This window comes from Streptomyces sp. NPDC058525 (assembly GCF_042719495.1).
In the GTDB taxonomy this organism is placed as follows: Bacteria; Actinomycetota; Actinomycetes; order Streptomycetales; family Streptomycetaceae; genus Streptomyces.
Genome location: NZ_JBHXNP010000016.1, coordinates 73,964 through 94,599, shown reverse-complemented (window position 1 = coordinate 94,599; position 20,636 = coordinate 73,964). Strand labels below are relative to the sequence as shown.

Below are 20,636 nucleotides of genomic sequence, written 5' to 3'. Positions count from 1 at the left end.
GCCCCTGCCGTGACATCTGGAGGACCTGATGGGCTTCGCCGACGATCATTTGATACCGCTGGTGGACGAGGGGCTGGGCAACAGCGCCTACCTCGTCGACCTCGGCGACGGACGCGCCCTCGCGGTGGACGCGAGCCGCGACCTGCGCGCGCTGCGGGCCGCTGCCGGACAGCGGCGGATGCGGGTGGCGTACGCGGCCGACACCCACCTGCACGCCGATTTCCTCTCCGGTGCCGTGCAGCTAGCGCACGACGACGACGCGACGGTGCTGGCCTCGGCCGCCGGCCACCGCGCTTTCCCGCACACGCCCCTCGCCGACGGCGACGAGACCGACCTCGGCGGCCTGACCCTGCGGGCCCTGGCCACCCCGGGCCATACCGACGAGCACCTCTCCTTCCTCCTGCTGGACGGCGCGCGGGAGCTGGGAGTCTTCACCGGTGGTTCGCTGATCGTCGGCTCGGCCGCGCGCACCGATCTCCTCGGTGCAGACCGCGCCGAGGAGCTGGCGCGCGCCCAGTACCGCTCGCTGGCGCGCCTGGCAGAGCTGCCGGACGGCACCGCGGTCTGGCCCACCCACGGCGCAGGCTCCTTCTGCTCCGCCCCTCCCGGCGCCGAACGCACCACCACCATCGGTGACCAGCGACGGGCCAATTCGCTGCTCGCCGCCCCGGACGAGGACGCCTTCGTACGGCAGCTGCTGGGGAGCCTCGGCTCCTACCCGGCGTACTTCGACCGGCTGGGCGAGGTGAACCGGCGTGGGCCGGCGGTCCTCGACTCCGCACCCACGCTGGCCCCGCTCACGGTGGCCGAGGTCCGCGGCCTCCTCGGCCAGGGCGCCCAGCTCGTCGACGTCCGCTCCGTCGCCGATTTCGCCGCAGGCCACATACCCGGCGCGATCTCGATCCCGCTGCGCGGGCAGTTCGCGACCTGGCTGGGCTGGCTGCTGCCCGACGACAGCCCGCTCGTGTTCGTCACCTCCCCCGGCCAGGACCCCGCGGAGCTCACCTGGCAGGCCCTGAAGATCGGCTACGAGCGGCTGGCCGGGCACCTCGACGGCGGCATGGACGCCTGGACCTCCGCCGGTGGACTGCGCCAGAGCATCGAATTGCTCACCGCCGACCGCATCGGGAGCCGGCCCTTCCTGGACGTCCGCCAGCGGGCGGAACACACCGCAGGGCACATCGCCGCCGCGGTCCACATCGAACTCGGCGATCTCGCGGCCCGCTCCGCCGAGGCTCCGGCCGGCGCCGTAGTGACCTGCGGGCACGGCGAGCGCGCCATGACGGCCGCCAGCCTCCTACAGCGCGCCGGACAGCGGGATCTCGCCGTCCTCGACGGCGGCCCGGGCGACTGGGCCCAGGCCACCGGCCGCCCCCTGCAGGAGGGGGCGTGAGCATCCACGCCGACGGCGACACCGGTACCGGTATCGGTTCCGGCATACGCCTCGGACTGCGGGCCAACCTCCCCCAGTTCGCCTTGCTCGTCGCGGTCAACGCGCTCGTCGGCGGGATGCTCGGCCAGGAACGCACCGTCCTGCCGCTGCTCGCCGACGACGTCTTCCACCTCTCCGCCTACACTGCCGCCCTCACCTACATCGTGGCGTTCGGCGCGACGAAGGCCGTCACCAACTTCTTCGCCGGAACCTGGTCGGACCGGTACGGCCGCAAGCCGGTCCTGATCGCCGGATGGCTGATCGCCCTGCCCGTGCCCGCCATGCTCGCCTGGGGTCCCTCCTGGGGCTGGATCATCACCGCGAACATCCTGCTCGGCATCAACCAGGGCCTGACCTGGTCCACCACCGTCATCATGAAAATCGACCTGGCCGGCCCCGAACGCCGGGGACTCGCCATGGGCTTCAACGAAGCCGCCGGATACGGCGCCGTCGCCGCCACCGCCATGGCCACCGGCGCCATCGCCGAACACGCAGGACTGCGCCCCGCCCCGTTCCTGCTGGGAGCCGCCTACGCCGTCCTGGCGCTCGGCCTGTCCACCTTCGCCGTACGCGAGACCCGCGACCACGCCCGCTTCGAAGCCGCCCGCCACCCCAACCCCACAGACAGCGCGCATGACGCGGAACTGACCACCGGCCAGATCGTCCGCCTCACCAGCCTCCGCGACAAAGCCCTCTCGGCCGCCAGCCAGGCCGGCCTCGTCAACAACCTCAACGACGCCCTCGCCTGGGGCATCTTCCCCCTACTCTTCGCCGCCCACGGCCTGTCCATCACCCGGATCGGCCTCCTCGCCGCCCTCTACCCGGCCGTCTGGGGCGCCGGACAGACGCTCACCGGCTGGTGGTCCGACCACATCGGCCGCAAACACCTCATCACCACGGGCATGCTGCTCCAGGCCGCCGCCATCGCCCTCGTCGCCGCCGGCACCACCTTCGCCGTCTGGGCCACCGCCCAGATCCTCCTCGGCATCGGCACCGCCCTCGTCTACCCCACCCTGCTCGCCGTCATCGGCGACGTCGCCCACCCCGCCTGGCGCGCCCGCGCCGTCGGCGTCTACCGCCTCTGGCGAGACGGCGGCTTCGCCGCCGGCGCCCTCCTCGCCGGCATCCTCGCCGACGCCTACGGCCTCACCACCGCCGTCTACGCCATCGCCGCCATCACCGCCGCCTCAGGCATCCTCGTCGCGGTGCGCATGTACGAAACACACCCCCGCACCTGACCACCACACCGCAGAGGTCCCCACTCCCGTGGCGATGCGCGCGCGAGCTTGGGGGAAAGTCTCCGGCTTGAGCTGCGCTTCGAACGGGATAGCGTGCGCCCGAAGCCGGCAAGCGCGGGACTGGTCCCGCTGCGCGACTGACTCACGAACTACGTCAACGAGACGCTGGATGTTGATGGCTGTGGCTGCTTGAGACACCCTATGGTCGGGCCGTCTCCTGCATCTCGTCCTGGATTCGGACGCGAGTCCATCCCGACGGAGCGGGCCGTCTACTCTCGGGCGAGAAGCCGAGGAAATGGGGTTGTCATGGTGCGTGGACGGATAACGGGCCGGCCGGTGGTGCTCGCCATCGCAGCAGTAACGGTGGTCCTGCTCGGGGCCGGCATGTACTGGTTCCAGCCATGGAAACTGTGGCAGGACGAAACGGTGCGCGACGCGCTGCCCTCAGCCGCACCGACCCCGACAGCGATGGTGACTGCACAGCCGAACACGACTGCCTCGCCGTCGGCCCCGGCCGGGCCGCAGACGATCGCTGCGGGCGAGCTGATCAGTCATGAGCACACGACGACCGGCAGTGTGAAGATCGTCCGCCTGGCCGACGGTTCGCACACACTGCGGCTGGAGAACCTCGACACGAGCAACGGGCCGGACCTGCGGGTGTGGCTCACCGACGCGCCGGTCAAGGAAGGGGAGGCTGGCTGGCACGTCTTCGACGACGGCAAGTACGTCAGCCTGGGCAAGCTCAAGGGCAACAAGGGCGACCAGAACTACACCCTTCCCGCCGATGTCGACCTCTCCCAGTACACGAGCGTCAGCATCTGGTGCGACCGCTTCGACGTCTCCTTCGGTGCCGCGGCTCTCGCGAAGGCCTGACGAAGACGGACCGAAAAAAGCGGCCCGTCGGCTTCGTGCCGGCGGGCCGCTCGCCGCAGCGGGCCGCCTGTCACCAGGTCTTGTTCATTCGGGGGCCGCTCAGCCCCGCTTCCCGACTTGACCATCAAGTGCCCCATCCACCGGACCGGGGCGGGGAGTTGAGGTCGTGCTCCGCTCTTGCGGTCGGCGTTGCCCGTCGCGTGGCCCAGCTGATGACTACGGCTGCCGCTGCGATGGCGTACCAGGAGTGGCCGGGCGTCAGCAGCAGGAAGGCGATGCCGGTGGTCAGCAAGGCTCCGCTCCAAGGGCGTTCGGGCAGTGCGGCGGCGGGCGACCGTGCGCGGGATGAACACAGGGCTCAACGTGGCAGTCGGCGGGCCCCTGGATGGCGCTTGGAGACACGCGGCATCAGCGTTTCGTGTAAGCCGGGGCCGTCACGCACCGGCCGTACGGTGTTCCGCGTTGTCGTCGGCATCGCCAGCGGCATGACGCCGAGCAGGCCCTGTCGCTCGGCCACGGTCTCTGTGGTGTCGCCGGTGTTCATCGCCGTTCTGCTGCCCGGGTCAGCTGGGTGAGTGCCGTGGCGAAGCGGGTGTGGGGTGCTGAGGTGGCCACGGCGTGGGCGTCGGCTGCGGTGTCGACGTCGCGCAGCATCGGCAGGTCGCGGACCGTGAGGCCCGCCGCGGTGAGCCTGCGCCGCTGGTGCGCGCAGACTTCGGATTCGGGCACCGGCACCCCGTGCACCAGTGCGGGGTCGGGTTCGGCCAGGCCCAGGGCCCAGAAACCGCCGTCGAGGGCGGGGCCGATCCATGCGCCGCAATGGTGCCAGGCGTCCTCGGCGAGGGCGGGTGCGAGGTCGGCGGGCGTGGCCTGCGGGGTGTCCATGGCGATCAGGACGGCAGGGCCTGTGCAGAGCGCGAAGGCGGCGGCCAGCCGCTCGTCGAGTCGGCCCTGGCCTTGGGGGACGACGTCGATGCCCGGTGGAAGCCAGGGGCCTGGTTCGCCCTCCAGCACCAGGACGCGGCGTCGCGCGGGGGCGGCGAGCATCATGGCCAGGGTGTCGGCGAGCATCGCCTCGGCGAGGACGGCCGCCTCCTGGGGTGTGTACGGCGGGGTGAGGCGTGTTTTGACGCGGCCGGGAAGGGGTTCCTTGGCGATGACGAGCAGCGTCGTCACAGCCCACCTGCCTCTCTGGCTTTCGTGAGTGGAGGCTGGGCGAGCACGGCGCGCATGTCGTGCACGGTGTGCCAGGTGCCCCGCCAGGTCCCGGTGACCTTCGACTTTCCGGTCCTGGGCCGGTAGGCGACGTCCGTCTCCCGGATCCGCCAGCCGGCGTCGGCGGCGCGGACGACCATCTGCAGCGGATAGCCGCTGCGTCGGTCGGTGAGGTCCAGGCCGAGCAGCGCCTCCCGGCGGGCGGCGCGCATCGGGCCGAGATCGCGCAGCCGAAGTCCGGTCCGCCTCCGTAGCATCCCCGCCAGCACCAGATTTCCGGCCCGTGCGTGCAGCGGCCAGGCACCGTGCCCTTGTGGCCGCCGCCGGCCCAGCATCAGATCGGCCCGCCCCTCTGCGACCTCGCGCACGAGGGCGGGCAGCAGACCGGGGTCGAGTGAGGCGTCGCAGTCGCAGAAGCAGACGATCTCGGAACGGGCCGCCATCAGTCCGGTGTGACAGGCGGCGCCGAAACCGCGCCGCGGTTCCTCCACCACCGTTGCGCCCAGGTCGCGGGCGAGGTCGCCGGAACCATCTCCGGAGCCGTTGTCGACGACGATCGCCCGCCAGCCGGGCGGGATGCGTTCCAGCACCCACGGCAGAGCGCGGGCTTCATCCAGACACGGCAGGACGACATCCACCGTCGCCGCGTTCGAGGCGCTCACGCCCCACACCGTACCCACCCTGGATGCCCCTGCGGGGTATTCGCTTCTCACTACTCGCGGGCGTCGCCCGCCCCGCGCAGGGGACTGTGCGCGAACTCCCTCATTCCCTCGGCGAAGGCGATCTCCGCCCGCCAGCCCAGCTCGCCGGCCAGCCGCCGTGAGGAGGTGGTGATGTGCCGTACGTCCCCCAGCCGGTACTCGCCGGTGACCACCGGTTCCGCGCCGCCGTACGCCCGGGCCAGAGCGCGGGCCATCTCCCCGACCGTGTGCGGTTCGCCGCTGCCGGTGTTGAACGCCGTCAGCACGCCCGGCTCCCGGCCGGCCAGTGCCTCCAGCGCCACCGCATTGGCCGCGGCCACGTCCCGGACGTGCACGAAGTCCCGCCGCTGACCGCCGTCCTCGAACACGCGCGGCGCCTGGCCCCGCGCGAGCGCCGAGCGGAAGAACGAAGCCACACCCGCGTACGGGGTGTCGCGCGGCATCCCCGGCCCGTACACGTTGTGGTAGCGCAGTGCCACCGCCCGGCCGCCGCACGCCCGCGCCCACGCGGCGGCCAGATACTCCTGGGCAATCTTGGTCGCGGCGTACACATTGCGCGGATCGGCCCGCGCTTCCTCGTCCACCAGCCCGGGCACCAGCTCGGCCCCGCAGCAGGGGGATGCGGGCTCGAAGCGGCCGGCGCCGAGGTCCGCAGCCGTGCGAGGCCCGGGCCGGACGCGGCCGTGCCGGGGGCAGTCGTAGCGGCCCTCCCCGTACACGGCCATCGACCCCGCCAGCACCAGCCCGCGCACCCCGGCCTCCGCCATGGCCGCCAGCAGCACCGCCGTCCCCAGGTCATTGCAGCTCACGTACTCCGGCGCGTCCGCGAAGTCCTTGCCCAGGCCCACCATGGCCGCCTGATGGCAAACCGCATCCACTCCCCGCAGCGCCCGGGCCAGAGCCGGGCCGTCCCGGACATCCGCGCGGACCCACTCGACTCCGGCCGGTGGGGGAGGCGGGGCCGCCAGATGCGCAGCGGACGTCAGCACGTCGAGCACGACGGGTTCATGGCCGCGGGCGGCGAGCATGGTGACGATGTGCGAGCCGATGAACCCCGCGCCTCCGGTGACCAGTACACGCATGATCACCACGCTAGGCGCTGCGATGCCCCACTACCCGGGAGTGCGCCCGTACGCGCCAGCGGTGCAAGGCATGGCGAACCCATCCGGCGGGAAGGGGCCGCCGCACCGGTGCCCGCGCCGTGTGGGTGCGGGCAGACAGACGGAAAAGTGCAGGACAGCCCGGCCCAGGCCGCCACGGCAGCCGGCCCTTGACCGGTCCGACACCACCCCGGTGATCAACAGAGAGCTCCCGTCACCGGAGCCGGACAGCTCAATGGTGAAGGTGTGGCCGGCCACCGGAGGGCTTCCGCGCCGGGCGTGCTGGGCTTCCCGGGGCTGTCCGCCCTGGTCCGGGGTGGTGCCGTTCACGTTCCGTAAGGCCACGCGGGCTTGCCACCGCGGTGGCGGCGTGAGTCGATGGAAGTGCAGTCGGCAGATCCTCAGCTCCGCCGGCACGATCAGAGGTCGCTCAGCATGGCCGTCACCAAAGGGACTGTGAACCCCGTTCCGGAACCCCTGGGCTCGTCCCGCCCCTCGCGGGTGCTGCTGGCCGTCTGCCGTGTCACGGTCGGTCTCCTGTGGATCCAGAACTTGTCCTGGAAGAACCCGCCGCACTTCGGGAACAACAGCGACCCCCCGCAGGATCTGTACGCCTGGACCCTGAACGGGGTGGAGCACGAGGTGTTCGGCCCGTGGGCGTGGCTGGTCGAGCACGTGATCATCCCGAACTTCGCGGTATTCGCCTGGGGGGCCTTCGCGATCGAGGCGTGCCTGGGCGCGTTCCTGCTGGTGGGCCTTGCCACCCGCTTCTGGGCCGTGATCGGACTGGTTCAGACGACCGCCATCACCTTCTCCGTGCTGAACACCCCGCACGAGTGGTTCTGGTCGTACTTCCTGATGTATGCCGTGCACCTGGCGCTACTTGCCACCGCGGCCGGCCGCGCCTACGGGGTGGACGGCGCGCTGCGCCCCGTATGGCGCCAGCGGCCCGGCCGGCTGTCGAAGGTGCTGCTCGCAGCGTCGTAGGGAGGATCCCACCATGACACAGGCTCCGGGTTCCGCTGTCGGCCGTACGGCCGTCGGGCTGGGCGTGGGCGCTGCCCTGTGCACGGTGCTGGGCATCGCGGACGCCCCGCCGTGGCGGATCGTCACGCTCGGCGGCACCGGCATGCTGGTCCTGCTGCTCCTGGCCGTCGCGGCCGTCGGCGCGGGGCTGTCCGGCGTGCGCAGCCTGATCGCTGTGGCGGGTGCGGGTTTCCTGGCGGCAGCGGTGCTACAGCTGGCGCAGATCGCCTGGACGGGTGCGAACCTGCTCGGAGGCGACGGTTCCACCGTCGCGCTGCTCCTCGGATTCGCCGTGGGCCTGCTCGCCCTCGGTCTCACCCCGGCGCTTGCAGCCGGTAGGGGAACTTCTGCCCCAGCCCCGGGAAGGCATGATCCCGCATGAACCTCGACACTGTGCTGCATCCCGTCCTGGCCGCCGCCGCGGAACACGCCCCGGCCGTTGATGCGGACGGCCGCTTCCCCGCGGAGGCGGTATCGGCGCTGGCCGCCTCCGGCCTGCTGGGCCTGACCCTGCCCGAGCCGGAAGGCGGGCTGGGAGGCGGCCCACAGGAATTCGCCCAGGTAACCGCCGCACTGGCCGAGGCCTGCGGATCGACGGCCATGGTCTACCTCATGCACATCAGCGCGGCCATGACCGTGATGTCGGCCCCACCCCCGGGGGCGCCGTCCCTGCTGTCGGGCATGGCCGACGGGCGGATGCTCGCCACGCTCGCCTTCAGCGAGCCCGGCTCCCGCTCCCATTTCTGGGCGCCCCTGTCCCAGGCCAAACGCGACGGCGGGCCGGACGCACAGTTCACCGCGGACAAGAGCTGGGTGACCTCCGCCGGTCACGCACAGCTCTACGTCACCTCCGTGCAGTCGGCCGACGAACCCGGCACCGTCGACCTGTACGCCATCGAAGCAGACCGGCCTGGCGTGAGCGTGACCGGCTCATTCCTCGGTCTCGGCCTGCGGGGCAACGCCTCCGCCCCCATGCGGTTCGAGGTGAGCGTCCCGGACACCGCACGCCTCGGGGAGGCGGGAAGCGGCCTGGCCCGGATGACCGAGACGGTCATGCCCTGGTTCAACCTCGGCAACGCCGCCGTCTCCCTGGGGCTTGCCTCCGCCGCCCTGCAGGCAGCCGTGCGGCACACCATGAGCGCGACCCTCCAGCACACCGGGCAGACCCTCGCCGAGCTGCCCACCATCCGCGCCCGCCTCGCCCAGACCTCCCTGCGGCTGGAAGCCGCGAACGCCTACCTGGCCGCCGCAGCGGCGAGCATGGCCGCACCCGACGAGCAGACCCCCCTGTACGTCCTGGGGGTCAAGGCCCTGGCCAACGACACCGCCCTGGCCGTCACCGACGACGCCATGCGGGTGTGTGGCGGCGCCGCCTTCTCGCACCACCTGGCCATCGAACGCTACTTCCGCGACGCGCGCGCCGGCCACGTCATGGCCCCCACAGCCGACGTCCTGTACGACTTCTACGGCAAGGCCATCACCGGCCAGCCGGTGTTCGGCTGAACCCCGCCACCCGTCCGAAGGAGAGGCGCTATGGAACCGCTGGTGGTGGGCGCCGTGGCCTACACCCCCAACGTCGTGCCCATCTGGGAGGGCATCCGCGACTACTACCGCACCGGCCCCGTCGAGATGGACTTCGTCCTGTTCTCCAACTACGCCCGTCAGGTCGACGCGCTGCTCGCCGGGACCATCGACATCGCCTGGAACACCAACCTGGCCTGGGTCCGCACCGTCCTGCAGACCGGCCACCGCGCCCGCGCACTCGCGATGCGTGACACCGACCTGACCTTCCGCAGCCATCTCGTCTGCCGCGCCGGAGCCGGCCTTCGCGGCCCCGAAGACCTCAAGGGCCGCCGGCTGGCGCTGGGCAGCCGAGACTCCGCACAGGCCGCCATCCTCCCCCTGCACTACCTGCGCCGCGAAGGCATCACCGACGGCGACGTCGAGCTCCTGCGCATCGACAGCGACCTGGGTAAGCACGGCGACACCGGCCGCAGCGAACTCGACGCCATCCGCGCCGTCCTCGACGGCGACGCCGACGCCGCCGCCATCGGCATCAACACCTGGGAATCCATCGGCCGGGACGAGCTGATGCCCGACGCCCTGGAATCGTTCTGGACCAGCCCCACCTACTGCCACTGCAACTTCACAGCCCTCGACACTCTCGACGAAGACCGGGCCGACGCCTGGACCAATCACCTCCTGGACATGGACTGGAACAACCCCGAGCACCGGCGCATCCTGGAACTGGAAGGTTTGCACCGCTGGGTACGCCCCCAGCTAGACGGCTACACCGACCTCTTCCAAGCGGTCGCAGAACAGGAGATCGCATCCCGATGGTGATCCTCGACCTCGTCGAGAAGCTCTCCGCCACCGCGGAAGGCGACACCATCACGCTCCCGCTCACCTCACCCCACGACGCGGCACTCGCCGCCGCATGGTGTGATCGCACGGGCAACACCCTCATCACGGCGGATGAGGCCGGCGTCACGGTCCGCAGGGGACGCCCGCCGGACCCGATCGCCGCCCTGCCCGCCGACCGCCGCCCCGGCGCCCGGCTGTGGCTCTACACCAACTTCGACTGCAACCTCGCCTGCGACTACTGCTGCGCCCGCTCCTCCCCCCAGACCGACCGGCGCGCCCTCGGCCTGGACAAGATCCGTCAGATCGCGCAAGCCGCCCCCGCGGCCGGGGTCAGAGAAATCCTCCTCACCGGCGGGGAACCCTTCCTCCTCCCCGACCTCGATGAGATCGTCACCGCCTGCACCGCCGCCCTGCCCACCACACTCCTCACCAACGGCATGCTCTTTCGCGGACACCGCCTCCAGATCCTCCAAGCCATGCCCCGCGACCGGCTCACCCTGCAGATCAGCCTCGACTCCGCAACCCCCGAACTCCACGACTCCCACCGGGGCGCCGGCACCTGGACCAAAGCCGTCGCCGGCATCCGCACCGCACACGCCGAAGGCTTCACCGTGCGGGTGGCCGCCACCCTCACCACCGACGACCGGCACGAAGAGCAAGAGCTGCGCGCCTTCTTCGACACCCTCGGCATCCCCCGCGAACACCAGGTCGTCCGCCCCCTCGCCCACGAAGGCGCCGCCGACGAGGGCCTGGAGTTCACCATGGAAACACTCGTACCCGAGGTCACCATCACCGCCGACGGCGTGTACTGGCACCCCGTGACAGCCGACAACGACGAACAACTCGTCACCCGCCACATCCTCCCCCTCAACGCCGCGATCGACCTCGTCCAAGCGACGTTCCGCAGCTACAGGCTCAAAGCCGAAGCCGCCGCCCGCACCTTCCCCTGCGCCTGAATGACCGCGGCACACCGTTCTTCCTGCCCCGTGTCTGCCGCGCGCTCGACCGGCCCCCGCAGGAGAGTGGATCCCATGACGTACGACGAAGGGCTGGCCGAGCGGATCCGGGAGCAGCTCGGCGAGCGGCCCGGCCTCACCGAGAAGCGGATGTTCGGCGGCCTCTCCTTCCTGCTCGACGGCAACATGACCGTGGGCGTGGTCGGCGACGAGCTCATCGCCCGCGTGGGTCCGGACCAGAGCGAGCGGGCCCTTGCCCGCCCCGAGGCCCGCCCCATGGACTTCACCGGCCGCCCGATGCGCGGCTGGGTGACGGTCGGCGGTTCCGGCCTCGCCGAGGATTCCGTCCTGGAGTACTGGATCACGGCGGCCCTGACCTTCGCCGGTACCCTGCCGCCCAAGTGACGACCGTACTCACTGCTCCAGCAGCGCCTTGAGCGCCGCCAGGTCCTTGTGCTGCGCGCGGCGCATGGCCGCCGCCATGGCGTGTGCACCGAGTGCGGCGAAGCCGCGGGGCTCGCCCCGGTTGCGGAGTGTCATGCGGGTGTGGTCCGAGCCCTGGCCGTAGGGCTCCCAGGTGTAGGTGGTCTCCATGGGGAAGGGGCCCTGCTCCGTCCGCATCACGAGCAGGCGCCCTGGCTCGTACGCGGTGATCTGGTAGGTGTAGGCGAGCCGCCGGCCGAGGAAGCGGGCGACGAACGCGACCCGGGAGCCGACCGCGACCGGCGGCGGGGTCCGCCAGTCGACGGAGGTGATGTTGGCGTACCAGTCGGGCGCGTGGGAAGGGTCGGCCGCGTAGGCGGCGACCTGATCGCACGGGGCGGCGATCACGGCTTCGGTGAGTACGTCGACCTTCATCGCGGGCTCTCAGACGCTGAAGAAGGGACTCGGCTCGCCGGTCTCGGCGTAGTCCTTCAGACGGGTCATGAGCAGGCCCCAGGTCTCGCTGATCATCGGGATCTCGGCCTCGTCCTCCCGGAAGCCGGAGTGTGAGAACGCCACGCGGGTGCCGTCGGGGGTGCCGGTCAGGGTCCAGGTGATGGTGGTGCCGGCCCAGTGGGGCGGGAAGGCGCCGACGTTCACCCAGACGACGCGGTCCTCGTCGGCCTGGTCGCGGCGGAGCTGGAAGGGCTCGGGGACGCCGGGGAAGTTGAAGTACAGGACCTCGTCCTTGCGGTTGACGTCGTTGGTCCACCAGCCGGTGAGGCCGTCGTGCGTGTTCAGCGCTTCCAGGACGCGGGCCCGGTCGGCGGCGATGTCGGTCTCGTAGGTGATCTCGGTCATGACTTGCTCCTAGTGATGCGGCGTGGGGGTTACCCGTGGGGCTTACTTAAGTCGAGACTAAAATAAGACTCGCCGGGTTGGCAAACTGCAGCGTGGACTAAAATTCGGTGCATGGACGCGGTACAGGTCATCGCCGAGCCCAGACGGCGCGAGATCCTGCGGCTGATCTGGGAAGACGAGCTGTCCGCGGGCGACATCGCGGCCCGGTTCGAGGTCACCTTCGGGGCCGTCTCCCAGCATCTGAAGGTGCTGCGGGACACCGGCCTGGTTACCCTGCGGAAGGACGGGACCAAGCGCTTCTACCGGGCTGACCGGGAGGCGCTGGGCCCGCTCGCGGAGTACCTGCAGAGCATGTGGAGCGCCAAGCTCGACACCCTGGCCCGGCTCGCCGAAGAGGCCGAACGGAGCGAGAACCCCTCATGACGACCCCCGCGACCCCCACAGACACCGTCACCCTCGAACGGCACATCGCGGCCCGCCCGGAAACCGTCTTCGGCTTCTTCACCGACCGCGAGAAGTGGCTGTCCTGGATGGGCGCCGACGGTACGTTCTCCTTCGAGCCCGGCGGCGCGTACCGCACGCGGGTCACCGGCGAGAACATCGCCTCCGGCCGCTTCCTGACCGTCGACCCGCCCAAGCGGCTCGTGTTCACCTGGGGGTGGGAGGAGGGCGGTATGCCCGTGCCGGCCGGCTCCACCACCGTGGAGATCACCCTCGAACCCACCGCAGGCGGCACCCTGCTCCGTCTGGTCCACAGCGGCCTGCCGTCCCCCGAGGCCTGTGCGGCCCACGCGGAGGGCTGGCAGCACTATGTCGCCCGCCTCGCGGCCCGCGCCGAGGGCGGCGACCCCGGCCCGGACGCCTGGATGCAGCAACCGGCGGGCTGACCGCCCCAGCGGGCCAGCGGTCGCTCCCGCCAGGCCCGCGTATCGGCGACGCCTTCTGCCACGGGGGCTCCCTCCATGTGCAGTACGCCCCCGGGGTCACCTTCTCGCGCAATCGCTGAGAGCTGACATTCGTGCAGTGGGACGGTCCGTGCTCACCCTGGGAGCGTGGGCCACGGAGCAGCCACCGAACTCGCCGACTCCGTGGGTATGGAGCAGTCCGCCTGCTCCCATCAGCTCCGGCTGCTGCGCAACCTCGGCTTGGCCACCGGCACACGCCAGGGCGCTCGGTCGTCTACGCCCTCCACGACAACCACGTCGCCGGGCTCCTCGATCAGGCCCTCTACCACGTAGAGCACCTGTGCCTGGGCATCACGGACACCCGCACCGAAGAGGCCGTACCGGTGGCCGTCTCCTGGACGTCAGGACCTTGGAAGGAGGGTGGTTGGCCAGCAGCTCCTCGATACTCGCGGCGAAGTTTCCGCTGGTCAAGCACGGCCTGGAGGGAGCCGGCGAGGCTCGGGACGATCAGCGCGGCCGTGTCCGTGCCCGGGACGACGACGGTCTGCTCGTCCAGCGCGGTGAAGATGTCCTCGACCAGCCGCTCGGCCATCCGCGGCGCTTTCGGCCGTATCAAGGTCACGAGCCGCCGCCGTCCGGCCTTGCGGATCTGTGCGGGGGAACCGAACTGGTCGAGGAGCCTGAGCACCGCCGGGTGCTGCACTCGCGGGCCCAGCACCCGTTCCAGCGACGGGTGGATCTGAGTGAGCCGGCCCCGCAGTCGGTTACTGATCCTCGTCGCTTCGCCGGCCAGATCGTCGTCGAACCCGACGATCATCTCCAGCTCGACGATGGTCTCGTCTTCGAGGCCGACCGAGCGGAGCGTGTGCGGCATGACGCGGGCGGCGTCGGCGATGACGAAGGCGTCGCGGGCATCGGTCTTGGCCTCACCGGGATAGAGATCGGCGATCCGCCGCATCGTCAGCCCCGGCAGATAGGCCATGGGGCAGCCCATGTCCCGGGCCACCGCCAGCGGCAGAGCGCCGATGGAGGCCGGCTGGTCGACGACCACGAGCACGGTTCCGTGCTTGGCCTGCAGTTTCCCGAAGACCTTGCGGAGCTTGGGTTCGCTGTTGGGCAGCCGTTTATCGAAGGCCTTCTTCCCGGCCGGGGTGACGGCGGTGGCGTGGTGTTCGCCTTTGCCGACGTCCAGGCCGAGGAAAGCGCCGATGCCACTGATGTCGATCACGTGCGTCCTTCGGTCGTCCCCGTCGCCCGGCCGTCCCACGGCACCGATCGCCACATCCACATTACGAAGAGCCTCCCGACCTGCGGAAAGGCGGGTGGTCATGCCCCTGATCAGCGGTCTATCGATGCCTCCGGAGCCGGTGACACCACCCCCCAAGACATGCGATCGACAGGGGGAGAAAGTCATGCCAACTCCGGAGGCCGGGCGCCCCATTGCGGGGCCACCAAGAAGGTAAGGGGGGCTGACCAGCTGGTCAGGGCGGGTTGACGTGGTTTCAGGTTCACTTGCTCGGTCGCTGCCTGGCTGGCGTAGTGCTTCTCCCCGTACTCGATCGGGCTGAGGTAGCCGAGTCGTTTCTGGATGCGACGGGGGTTGTAGAAGCCGTCGATGTACTCGAAGAGCGCGAGGTTCGCTTCTGCCCTGGTGGCGAAGACGCGGCCGCGGATGCACTCGGTCTTGACGACCATCCACAGGTTCTCCGCGAGGGCGTTGTCAAACGAGTCGCCGACCGAGCCCATGGACGCCTGGATACCGGCCCTGACCAGGCGTGTTGTGAGCTTCGCGGACGTGTATTGACAGCCGTGGTCGGCATGGTGAATGAGCTCACCGGGGGCGACTTCGCGGCTGGCCAGGGCATACGCCAGCGTGGTCAGGACCAGGTCGACGTCCGCGCGGGCGGAGGTTTCCCAGGCCACTACCCGGCGGGAGAACGCGTCGCGGATCGCGGACAGCCACAGCGGGCCCTCCTCGGTCGCGATCATGGTCAGGTCGGTGACCCGCAGCCGGTTCGGCAGGTTCGCGGTGAAGTCGCGTTGTACCAGGTCAGGGGCCAGATCGGCGTCCTGGTCACGTCGGGTGAAGCCCTTGCCCCGCCGGGGACTGATCCCGGCCAGGCCGGCCTGGCGCATGAGCCGTTCGACGCGTTTGCGGCCGACGTGGACGCCTTCACGCTGGAGGACGGCGTGCACGCGGGGTGAGCCGTAGATCCCGCCGGAGTCGGCGTGGACCTGCCGGATCTTCCCTGTGAGCTCGGCGTCCTGGCGGCGTCGCTCGCACGGCTCCTTCTCGGCCAGGCGCCAGCGGTAATAGGTGGAGGAGGGGAGGGAAGGTTCCCGGAGTACGGGCTCGACCCCCGGGTGCGGGTGCTCGTCGATGAGCGCTCTCACCTGCGCCGGGTCGGGTCGAGCTGGGCCGCGAAAAAGGCCGAGGCCGTCCGCAGGACCTCGTTCGCCCGCTTGAGCTGGGCATTCTCTCTCCGCAGAGCGGCCAGCTCCTCACGCTCGACGGTAGTGAGGATGTCGCCTCGCTCGCCGGCATCGGCCCTCGGCCTGACGGATCCAGTTGCGCAGAGCCTCGTGGTGCACGCCGAGTTCCTCGGCCATGCGGCGGATCACGGGCTTCGGCTCGGCGGTCCGGTACATCCGAACCGCACGCTCACGCAACTCCAGCGGGTACTTCCTCGGGGCAGGCATCGTCTGGGCTCCTCTCATGAGACCCATCTGACCCCCTGTCACTCATCCCCGTATCTCGGGGGAACCTCATGCCGCCCGTGGGTGCAGGGGCGGTTTTCGACGCCAGGAGGTAGAGGGTGAACACCCCCGCGACCGCTCCGGCGATCGAAGGCAGCGCGTCACCGATGCCGGTCGTGTCGGGCCGGCTCAGGGCCGCGGCGGCGCCGACGATCCCGAACAGCAGCACCCCGGCGGCGCCGGCTCGCCGATGACGCAGGCTGAGCACGCCCAAGCCGATGGCGATGAGCCCGAGGAGGACGAGAATCCCGAGCTGCAGGACGATCTTGTCGTTCTCCCCGAACATGCGGATCGCGAAGTCCTTCACACCGGCCGGAGTCCGGTCGATGACCGCGCCGCCCACCACGTCACGGGTCCGGCGGCGGGCCGCACCAGTCCGGCGACCAGCTCGGCCACGGCGAGCGCCGTGAACGCGGCCAGAAGTCCGGCCGACGCGCCCAGCGCGGCGCGGGAAAGGATGCTGCGAAAGCTACTCACACCCGGCATTCGGCAGCACCCGCCCGGCGGATTGTTCCCGCACCCGAATGGGTGACCCGCTCTCCCCTCGTGCCTAGGGCACGGGAGTGGATGCCGCCGGCCGGCCGGGGTCACCGGCTGCCGGGGCGGGGCTCACAGCGTCATCGACACGAACTTCGTCACCGGGGAGGAGTGCGGGCCACCAGGTGCGGTGTCCGAGGTCGAGAATGAGCGCCGGGACGAGGAAGAGTCGCACGAGGAGGGTGTCGACCAGGACTCCGATCGCGACGATGCAGCCGATCTGAGCCAGGTAGAGCAGGGGCATCACGCCGAGTGCGGCGAAGGTGGCGGCAAGGATGATCCCGGCGGCGCTGATGACGCCGCTGGTGGTCTCCAGCCCTCGCCGCACCCCGGCCGCAGTACCCTGCTCGACTGCGTCGCTGCGGATCCGGTGGACGAGGAAGATGTTGTAGTCCACACCGAGCGCGACGAGGAAGACGAAGGAGAACAGCACCACGGCTGGCTCGGTGGCGGTGCTGCCGAGAATCACCTGGAAGACAAGTGCGGCGGAGCCGAACGCGGTGAGCAGGCTGACCCATGCGGCCGCCACGAGCAGCAGAGGTAGGAGCAGGCAGCGCAGCAGGACGATCAGAACGGCCAGCACCACCGCCAGCACCAAGGGCATGATCAACCTGTGGCCGCTTACGGATGCCTGATGCAGATCGGCGAGCTGTGCGCTCTGCCCGCCGACCAGCGCCCCGGTCCCGGCCAGTGAGGCGCCCAGCCGAAAGACGGCGAGCCGGGCCTGTGCGCTGTCCGGGGTGTCCGTCAGCGTCGCCAGGATCTGCTCCCGGCTGCCAGGCCCGGACGGCGGGACGGCTGTGATCGCTACGCCGGGCGTTGCGGCGATCCGGCTGCGGACCTCGGCGGTCCGGGCGGGAGCGACGATGACCAGGGGGCTCGCGGCGCCGGCCGGAAAGTGGCGTGCGAGGACGCTCTGCCCGACAACGGAGGGAGCCTGGGCCGGCAGGGCCTGGTGCAGCGGTACACCAGTCTGAGTGAGCAGCGGCGCACAAGCCGCTCCCGCGGCGAGCAGGATGAGGCAGCCGATCCACACCCGGCGCGGACGGTGCTCGATCGCACGCGCAGACCAAGCCGGCCCGCCTCCCGCCAGGGCTCCGGCGGGGGGCCGCCACGTGTGCCAGCCGCACAGAGTCAGGACGGCCGGCAGGAACGTCAGCGACACGGTGGCGCAGCAGACCATGGCGATCACTACCGCCGGTCCCAGAGCCCGTTCGGAGGGCAGAGCGCTGAATACCAGTGTCACCATCGCGCAGGCGATGGTCGCGGCGCTGGCCAGCACCGGCGGGGCCGTGGCCCGGTACGCGGCCGCCATCGCCCGCGCGGTGTCGGGCTGTTCGGCGAGTTCTTCTCGGTAGCGGGCTGTCAGGAGGAGGGCGTAGTCGGTGCTCGCCCCGACGGTCAGGACGAACACGATGCCCTGGCTCTGACCGTCGATCGGCAGGCGGCCCGACCAGGCCAGTGCGTACAGCGCGGCGCACGCTGCTGCCAGGGCAAGCAGCGCGCAGGCCATCACCAGCAGGGGCATCAGCAGACTGCGGTAGACCAGCAGCAGGATCAGCAGGATGCCGCCGAGGGTGACGGCCAGCAGAGTGCCGTCGGTCTTCGCAAAGGCGCCGTCGAGGTCGGCCTGCGCAGCGGCGGGCCCTGCCAGGTGCACGATCGTGCCGCCGACCGATGCCGCCGCATCACGGATGGCGGTGAGCTGGGCGGGCAGGCCTGCGGGACCGGCGGTGATCAGCAAGACCATGGCTCGGCCGTCCGGCGCGGGAACCGGCACCCCAGCGGGGCCGGCACCGGCCAGGCGGGCGGTGACTTGACGTGCTGCCTCGATTTGGCGCCGGGTGATCTGCTCGCTCTCGATACGAGGGTCCAGATCACGGCGAGGGGTAGCGGCTGATCCGCGCCGGTGGGGTTGAGCAGCTGGTCTACCTGGGCGGACTCTGTCGCTGCCGGGAGTTGCACGTCCTGACCGGTCTTCGCCACTTCGCCAAGACGGACCATGTAGGGGCCGGCGGCGAAGGCCAGGACCAGCCACAGCCCGAGCACGGCGAGTGACCCTGCCCGATTGAACCTCCGCACGAAGACGTACCTCTCCGCTAGTGCCTCCGGCGCCGCCCGGCGGGCTCCGCCCGGCCGTGGAAAGTGGACACCTCGGGACTGCTGCCCTCGGTGCGATTCGGTACGGGAGCAGGGCCGGGATGGGTTCTCGCTGCGGATGTCACCTGAACGGCCGCAGAGCCTTTCGGGATGCTCGCGCAATCCGCCAGGCGGTCCGTTTCGAATCGACCACATGAGGCTCCTGCAGTGAGGGGCCGCGAAACGCAACCGATCGAGAAGTTGGAGGGGGTGAGTGTGATGACCGCATCCCTGTGCACGCGCCGGCCGGTTGCCGGGGCGGCGTCGGCCGGGCTTCTGGCCGGTGCTTTCGTGCTGGGCGTATCCGGCCCGGCGAACGCCAAAGGTCCACGGTACCTCGCTGCGGCCATCGGCACGCGCCACTACGGCTGCCCGGCGCGCCCTCCGCTTCTCCACACCGACGGCCGCCACTGCGTCCTCGAGCGGGGAGCGCAGGGCAGGCAGCCATCAGGTGCCGGTGGAGCCGGCCCGGGTCAGCGGAGGGGGACGTTCAGTTCCGCGCCGCCTGCGAAGTCGATCGTCTGGAGGGCGGTGTTGTAGTGGTTGTAGAGGGTGTCGACACCGTCGATGACGAGGGCGAGCCGGTGGCCGGCGGGAACGTCGTAGGCGGTGGAGAACATCTCGAGGTCCAGGGTGAAGGGTTGCCCCGGCGTCTTGCCGTGGAAGCTCAGTGGGCCGTGGGTGATCAGCTCGCCGATACCGAGCGCGTTGACGCTGTAGAGATAGGCGACCGTTGTCCCGCTGGACCGGTTGCTGGTGACGGTCGTCCGCACCGTGGGGGTGCCGCGCACCTGCTGGACGGTGTCGTAGCGCTCGGTTTGCCAGACGGCCGCGCGGGTGCTGGGCAGCAGCGGGACGGAGACCTTCGGGGAGGACTGGGCGAACTGGTCCAGCATGCTGGAGAGGAAGGAGATGCCGGCGTTCGCGCCGGACCCCACGCTGGGGAGGATGTCCTCGTCGTCCGTGAACCGGATGTTCTTCGTGCGGCTCGGGACGGCGCCCCAGCTGGGGTAGCCCTCGTGGGCGCCGCCGGAACGCGACTTCAGCTGGACGGGCTGCTCGGCGTCTATGCCGTTGCCGACGCCCTTCAGGTGGTGGTCGAACCAGCGGTAGGTGTTGTCCCAGACGTCGTTGGGCAGCCCGAACAGGCCGAGGCCCTCTGCGGTGGCGTGGTCGCCGGGGCGCAGTTCCAGGCGCTTGGGGCCGTTCAGCTTCTCGTAGAAGGACGTGTACTGGTTCGGGGCGAAGAACGAGTCGCCCCAGGCGTTGGCCAGCATGACCGCGGTGTCGTTGGCGTTGAGCGCGTCCACCTGGCGTGCGGCGGAGCGCTGCTCGGCCCAGGGGATGACCTCGCCGATGCGGTCCGTCTTCCCGCTGAGCATGATCTCCATCTTCTCGGCGGCCTCCGCGCTGGGCCTGCCTGTCGCGTAGCCCAGGCTCGCGAGGATCGCGGCGGCCTGCGTGTGCTGCGTCTCGCCCTTGTACAGGGACTCGATGAGGTCCGCCCAGCCGCTCATCGCGGACACGGCGTCGACACGGTCGTCCTGGGCGGCCGTCAGCAGGCTGATGCCCGCGCCGTAGGAGATGCCGGCCATGCCGATCAGCTCGGGGTCCGCGGCGGTGTTGGCCAGGGCCCAGTCGATCACCTTGCGGGCGTCGGCGATGTCCTTGGGGCCGGCCACCTCGATCTCACCCTCGGACTGCCAGAAGCCGCGGACGTTGTACGAGACGACGACGTAGCCCTTCTCGGCCAGCTTCTTCGCCTGCGCGATGTACTCGATCTGCGGCATCGCCCAACTCGTGGGCAGCACGATGACGGGGTGGTCGCGGCTGGTGTCGCTGGGGGCGACGACGTTCGCGGCGAGTTTCACACCCTCGTGGCCGGCGATGTGGACGAAACGCGTCGTGGTGGGAAGAGTCTGGGAGGCCGTGGCGGCTGTCGGGGCTTCGGCCGCCCGGGCGGTGGGCGTGGGACCAACCCCGATTCCCGTCACGACGGCGGCCGACGCGGCGACGGCGATGCGGGATCTGCGGGAGCGGAAACGGGGGGTGGGGGTGGTGCGGCTCATGACGCGGCTCCTGGCTCGGTGCCGTGGGCAGGCGGGAATC

General features: G+C 70.7%; 20 protein-coding genes and 3 pseudogenes. 12 read left to right on the top strand and 11 right to left on the bottom strand.

The window, feature by feature from the left end; translation table 11 throughout:
- The first annotated feature begins 28 nt into the window (after positions 1 to 28).
- The 3 genes from ACFWP3_RS11330 (at position 29) to ACFWP3_RS11320 (ending at position 3,543) form a co-directional block, all read left to right on the top strand.
- Positions 29 to 1,393: a rhodanese-like domain-containing protein gene (locus ACFWP3_RS11330; RefSeq protein ID WP_384218846.1), complete on the top strand. Its 1,365-nt coding sequence runs from the start codon at positions 29 to 31 to the stop codon at positions 1,391 to 1,393.
- Complete coding sequence (locus ACFWP3_RS11325; RefSeq protein ID WP_384218844.1) at positions 1,390 to 2,670, top strand: MFS transporter; 1,281 nt, start codon at positions 1,390 to 1,392, stop codon at positions 2,668 to 2,670. Before ACFWP3_RS11330 ends, ACFWP3_RS11325 begins: the two co-directional genes overlap by 4 nt.
- A gap of 306 nt (positions 2,671 to 2,976) precedes the next feature.
- Entirely contained in the window at positions 2,977 to 3,543 is a 567-nt protein-coding gene (locus ACFWP3_RS11320) for a DM13 domain-containing protein (protein WP_384218842.1), read from the top strand.
- Between the two features lie 540 nt (positions 3,544 to 4,083).
- Here the strand turns inward: ACFWP3_RS11320 and ACFWP3_RS11315 are convergent.
- From ACFWP3_RS11315 to ACFWP3_RS11305, 3 genes are read right to left on the bottom strand one after another with little or no spacing between them, the layout of a single operon-like run.
- Positions 4,084 to 4,719 (bottom strand): DUF2064 domain-containing protein, encoded by a 636-nt coding sequence (locus tag ACFWP3_RS11315; protein ID WP_384218839.1) that lies wholly within the window; start codon positions 4,717 to 4,719, stop codon positions 4,084 to 4,086.
- Positions 4,716 to 5,420 carry a glycosyltransferase family 2 protein gene (locus tag ACFWP3_RS11310; protein ID WP_384218837.1) on the bottom strand — a complete coding sequence of 235 codons (705 nt, stop codon included), beginning with the start codon at positions 5,418 to 5,420 and terminating at the stop codon, positions 4,716 to 4,718. The genes ACFWP3_RS11315 and ACFWP3_RS11310 overlap by 4 nt, the downstream gene beginning before the upstream one ends.
- Positions 5,421 to 5,470: 50 nt before the next feature.
- Complete coding sequence (locus ACFWP3_RS11305) at positions 5,471 to 6,541, bottom strand: NAD-dependent epimerase/dehydratase family protein (RefSeq protein ID WP_384218835.1); 1,071 nt, start codon at positions 6,539 to 6,541, stop codon at positions 5,471 to 5,473.
- Between the two features lie 453 nt (positions 6,542 to 6,994).
- On the opposite strand from ACFWP3_RS11305, the gene ACFWP3_RS11300 reads away from it, so the two are divergent.
- From ACFWP3_RS11300 to ACFWP3_RS11275, 6 genes are all read left to right on the top strand, one after another.
- Positions 6,995 to 7,546, top strand: coding sequence for a DoxX family protein (locus ACFWP3_RS11300; protein ID WP_384218832.1), 552 nt, complete (start codon positions 6,995 to 6,997; stop codon positions 7,544 to 7,546).
- Positions 7,547 to 7,559: 13 nt separating this feature from the next.
- Positions 7,560 to 7,967 (top strand): hypothetical protein, encoded by a 408-nt coding sequence (locus ACFWP3_RS11295; RefSeq protein WP_384218829.1) that lies wholly within the window; start codon positions 7,560 to 7,562, stop codon positions 7,965 to 7,967.
- Complete coding sequence (locus ACFWP3_RS11290; protein ID WP_384218826.1) at positions 7,964 to 9,088, top strand: acyl-CoA dehydrogenase family protein; 1,125 nt, start codon at positions 7,964 to 7,966, stop codon at positions 9,086 to 9,088. Before ACFWP3_RS11295 ends, ACFWP3_RS11290 begins: the two co-directional genes overlap by 4 nt.
- Positions 9,089 to 9,118: 30 nt before the next feature.
- Positions 9,119 to 9,928, top strand: a complete 810-nt coding sequence (locus ACFWP3_RS11285) for a phosphate/phosphite/phosphonate ABC transporter substrate-binding protein (RefSeq protein ID WP_384218824.1) — start codon at positions 9,119 to 9,121, stop codon at positions 9,926 to 9,928.
- Positions 9,922 to 10,905, top strand: coding sequence for a radical SAM protein (locus tag ACFWP3_RS11280; RefSeq protein WP_384218822.1), 984 nt, complete (start codon positions 9,922 to 9,924; stop codon positions 10,903 to 10,905). Before ACFWP3_RS11285 ends, ACFWP3_RS11280 begins: the two co-directional genes overlap by 7 nt.
- Positions 10,906 to 10,980: 75 nt before the next feature.
- Positions 10,981 to 11,310 carry a TfoX/Sxy family protein gene (locus ACFWP3_RS11275; RefSeq protein WP_384218819.1) on the top strand — a complete coding sequence of 110 codons (330 nt, stop codon included), beginning with the start codon at positions 10,981 to 10,983 and terminating at the stop codon, positions 11,308 to 11,310.
- 9 nt (positions 11,311 to 11,319) lie between these two features.
- On the opposite strand, the gene ACFWP3_RS11270 is transcribed toward ACFWP3_RS11275, so the two are convergent.
- Positions 11,320 to 11,763, bottom strand: a complete 444-nt coding sequence (locus tag ACFWP3_RS11270) for an SRPBCC family protein (RefSeq protein WP_384218817.1) — start codon at positions 11,761 to 11,763, stop codon at positions 11,320 to 11,322.
- A gap of 9 nt (positions 11,764 to 11,772) precedes the next feature.
- Positions 11,773 to 12,189, bottom strand: coding sequence for an SRPBCC domain-containing protein (locus ACFWP3_RS11265; protein ID WP_384218814.1), 417 nt, complete (start codon positions 12,187 to 12,189; stop codon positions 11,773 to 11,775).
- 111 nt (positions 12,190 to 12,300) lie between these two features.
- Between ACFWP3_RS11265 and ACFWP3_RS11260 the strand changes: the two genes are divergently transcribed.
- The 3 genes and pseudogenes from ACFWP3_RS11260 to ACFWP3_RS11250 all read left to right on the top strand — a co-directional run.
- Entirely contained in the window at positions 12,301 to 12,612 is a 312-nt protein-coding gene (locus tag ACFWP3_RS11260; RefSeq protein WP_384218812.1) for an ArsR/SmtB family transcription factor, read from the top strand.
- Positions 12,609 to 13,076: an SRPBCC domain-containing protein gene (locus tag ACFWP3_RS11255; protein WP_384218809.1), complete on the top strand. Its 468-nt coding sequence runs from the start codon at positions 12,609 to 12,611 to the stop codon at positions 13,074 to 13,076. Before ACFWP3_RS11260 ends, ACFWP3_RS11255 begins: the two co-directional genes overlap by 4 nt.
- Before the next feature lie 168 nt (positions 13,077 to 13,244).
- Positions 13,245 to 13,456, top strand: a pseudogene (locus ACFWP3_RS11250) (ArsR family transcriptional regulator); the annotation flags it as partial.
- A 34-nt stretch (positions 13,457 to 13,490) separates the two neighbouring features.
- Here ACFWP3_RS11250 and ACFWP3_RS11245 read toward each other — a convergent pair.
- From ACFWP3_RS11245 to ACFWP3_RS11220, 6 genes and pseudogenes are all read right to left on the bottom strand, one after another.
- Positions 13,491 to 14,322: pseudogene (locus ACFWP3_RS11245) on the bottom strand (IS110 family transposase); the annotation flags it as partial.
- A gap of 182 nt (positions 14,323 to 14,504) precedes the next feature.
- Positions 14,505 to 15,488, bottom strand: coding sequence for an IS3 family transposase (locus ACFWP3_RS11240; protein WP_384218807.1), 984 nt, complete (start codon positions 15,486 to 15,488; stop codon positions 14,505 to 14,507).
- Between the two features lie 108 nt (positions 15,489 to 15,596).
- Positions 15,597 to 15,743 carry a transposase gene (locus ACFWP3_RS11235; RefSeq protein ID WP_384218804.1) on the bottom strand — a complete coding sequence of 49 codons (147 nt, stop codon included), beginning with the start codon at positions 15,741 to 15,743 and terminating at the stop codon, positions 15,597 to 15,599.
- A gap of 130 nt (positions 15,744 to 15,873) precedes the next feature.
- Positions 15,874 to 16,337 (bottom strand): annotated as a pseudogene (locus tag ACFWP3_RS11230) (molybdopterin-binding oxidoreductase); the annotation flags it as partial.
- A 64-nt stretch (positions 16,338 to 16,401) separates the two neighbouring features.
- Positions 16,402 to 18,168: an MMPL family transporter gene (locus tag ACFWP3_RS11225; RefSeq protein WP_384218801.1), complete on the bottom strand. Its 1,767-nt coding sequence runs from the start codon at positions 18,166 to 18,168 to the stop codon at positions 16,402 to 16,404.
- 832 nt (positions 18,169 to 19,000) lie between these two features.
- Positions 19,001 to 20,596 carry a CocE/NonD family hydrolase gene (locus ACFWP3_RS11220; RefSeq protein ID WP_384218798.1) on the bottom strand — a complete coding sequence of 532 codons (1,596 nt, stop codon included), beginning with the start codon at positions 20,594 to 20,596 and terminating at the stop codon, positions 19,001 to 19,003.
- Between the last annotated feature and the right edge of the window lie 40 nt (positions 20,597 to 20,636).

Bases quoted from the DNA above. Each gene is read 5' to 3' on its own strand.
- ACFWP3_RS11330 (WP_384218846.1), top strand. From the start codon at position 29: ATGGGCTTCGCCGACGATCATTTGATACCGCTGGTGGACGAGGGGCTG.
- ACFWP3_RS11320 (WP_384218842.1), top strand. From the start codon at position 2,977: ATGGTGCGTGGACGGATAACGGGCCGGCCGGTGGTGCTCGCCATCGCA.
- ACFWP3_RS11305 (WP_384218835.1), bottom strand. From the start codon at position 6,541: ATGCGTGTACTGGTCACCGGAGGCGCGGGGTTCATCGGCTCGCACATC.
- ACFWP3_RS11300 (WP_384218832.1), top strand. From the start codon at position 6,995: ATGGCCGTCACCAAAGGGACTGTGAACCCCGTTCCGGAACCCCTGGGC.
- ACFWP3_RS11295 (WP_384218829.1), top strand. From the start codon at position 7,560: ATGACACAGGCTCCGGGTTCCGCTGTCGGCCGTACGGCCGTCGGGCTG.
- ACFWP3_RS11290 (WP_384218826.1), top strand. From the start codon at position 7,964: ATGAACCTCGACACTGTGCTGCATCCCGTCCTGGCCGCCGCCGCGGAA.
- ACFWP3_RS11285 (WP_384218824.1), top strand. From the start codon at position 9,119: ATGGAACCGCTGGTGGTGGGCGCCGTGGCCTACACCCCCAACGTCGTG.
- ACFWP3_RS11280 (WP_384218822.1), top strand. From the start codon at position 9,922: ATGGTGATCCTCGACCTCGTCGAGAAGCTCTCCGCCACCGCGGAAGGC.
- ACFWP3_RS11275 (WP_384218819.1), top strand. From the start codon at position 10,981: ATGACGTACGACGAAGGGCTGGCCGAGCGGATCCGGGAGCAGCTCGGC.
- ACFWP3_RS11270 (WP_384218817.1), bottom strand. From the start codon at position 11,763: ATGAAGGTCGACGTACTCACCGAAGCCGTGATCGCCGCCCCGTGCGAT.
- ACFWP3_RS11265 (WP_384218814.1), bottom strand. From the start codon at position 12,189: ATGACCGAGATCACCTACGAGACCGACATCGCCGCCGACCGGGCCCGC.
- ACFWP3_RS11260 (WP_384218812.1), top strand. From the start codon at position 12,301: ATGGACGCGGTACAGGTCATCGCCGAGCCCAGACGGCGCGAGATCCTG.
- ACFWP3_RS11255 (WP_384218809.1), top strand. From the start codon at position 12,609: ATGACGACCCCCGCGACCCCCACAGACACCGTCACCCTCGAACGGCAC.
- ACFWP3_RS11235 (WP_384218804.1), bottom strand. From the start codon at position 15,743: ATGTACCGGACCGCCGAGCCGAAGCCCGTGATCCGCCGCATGGCCGAG.
- ACFWP3_RS11220 (WP_384218798.1), bottom strand. From the start codon at position 20,596: ATGAGCCGCACCACCCCCACCCCCCGTTTCCGCTCCCGCAGATCCCGC.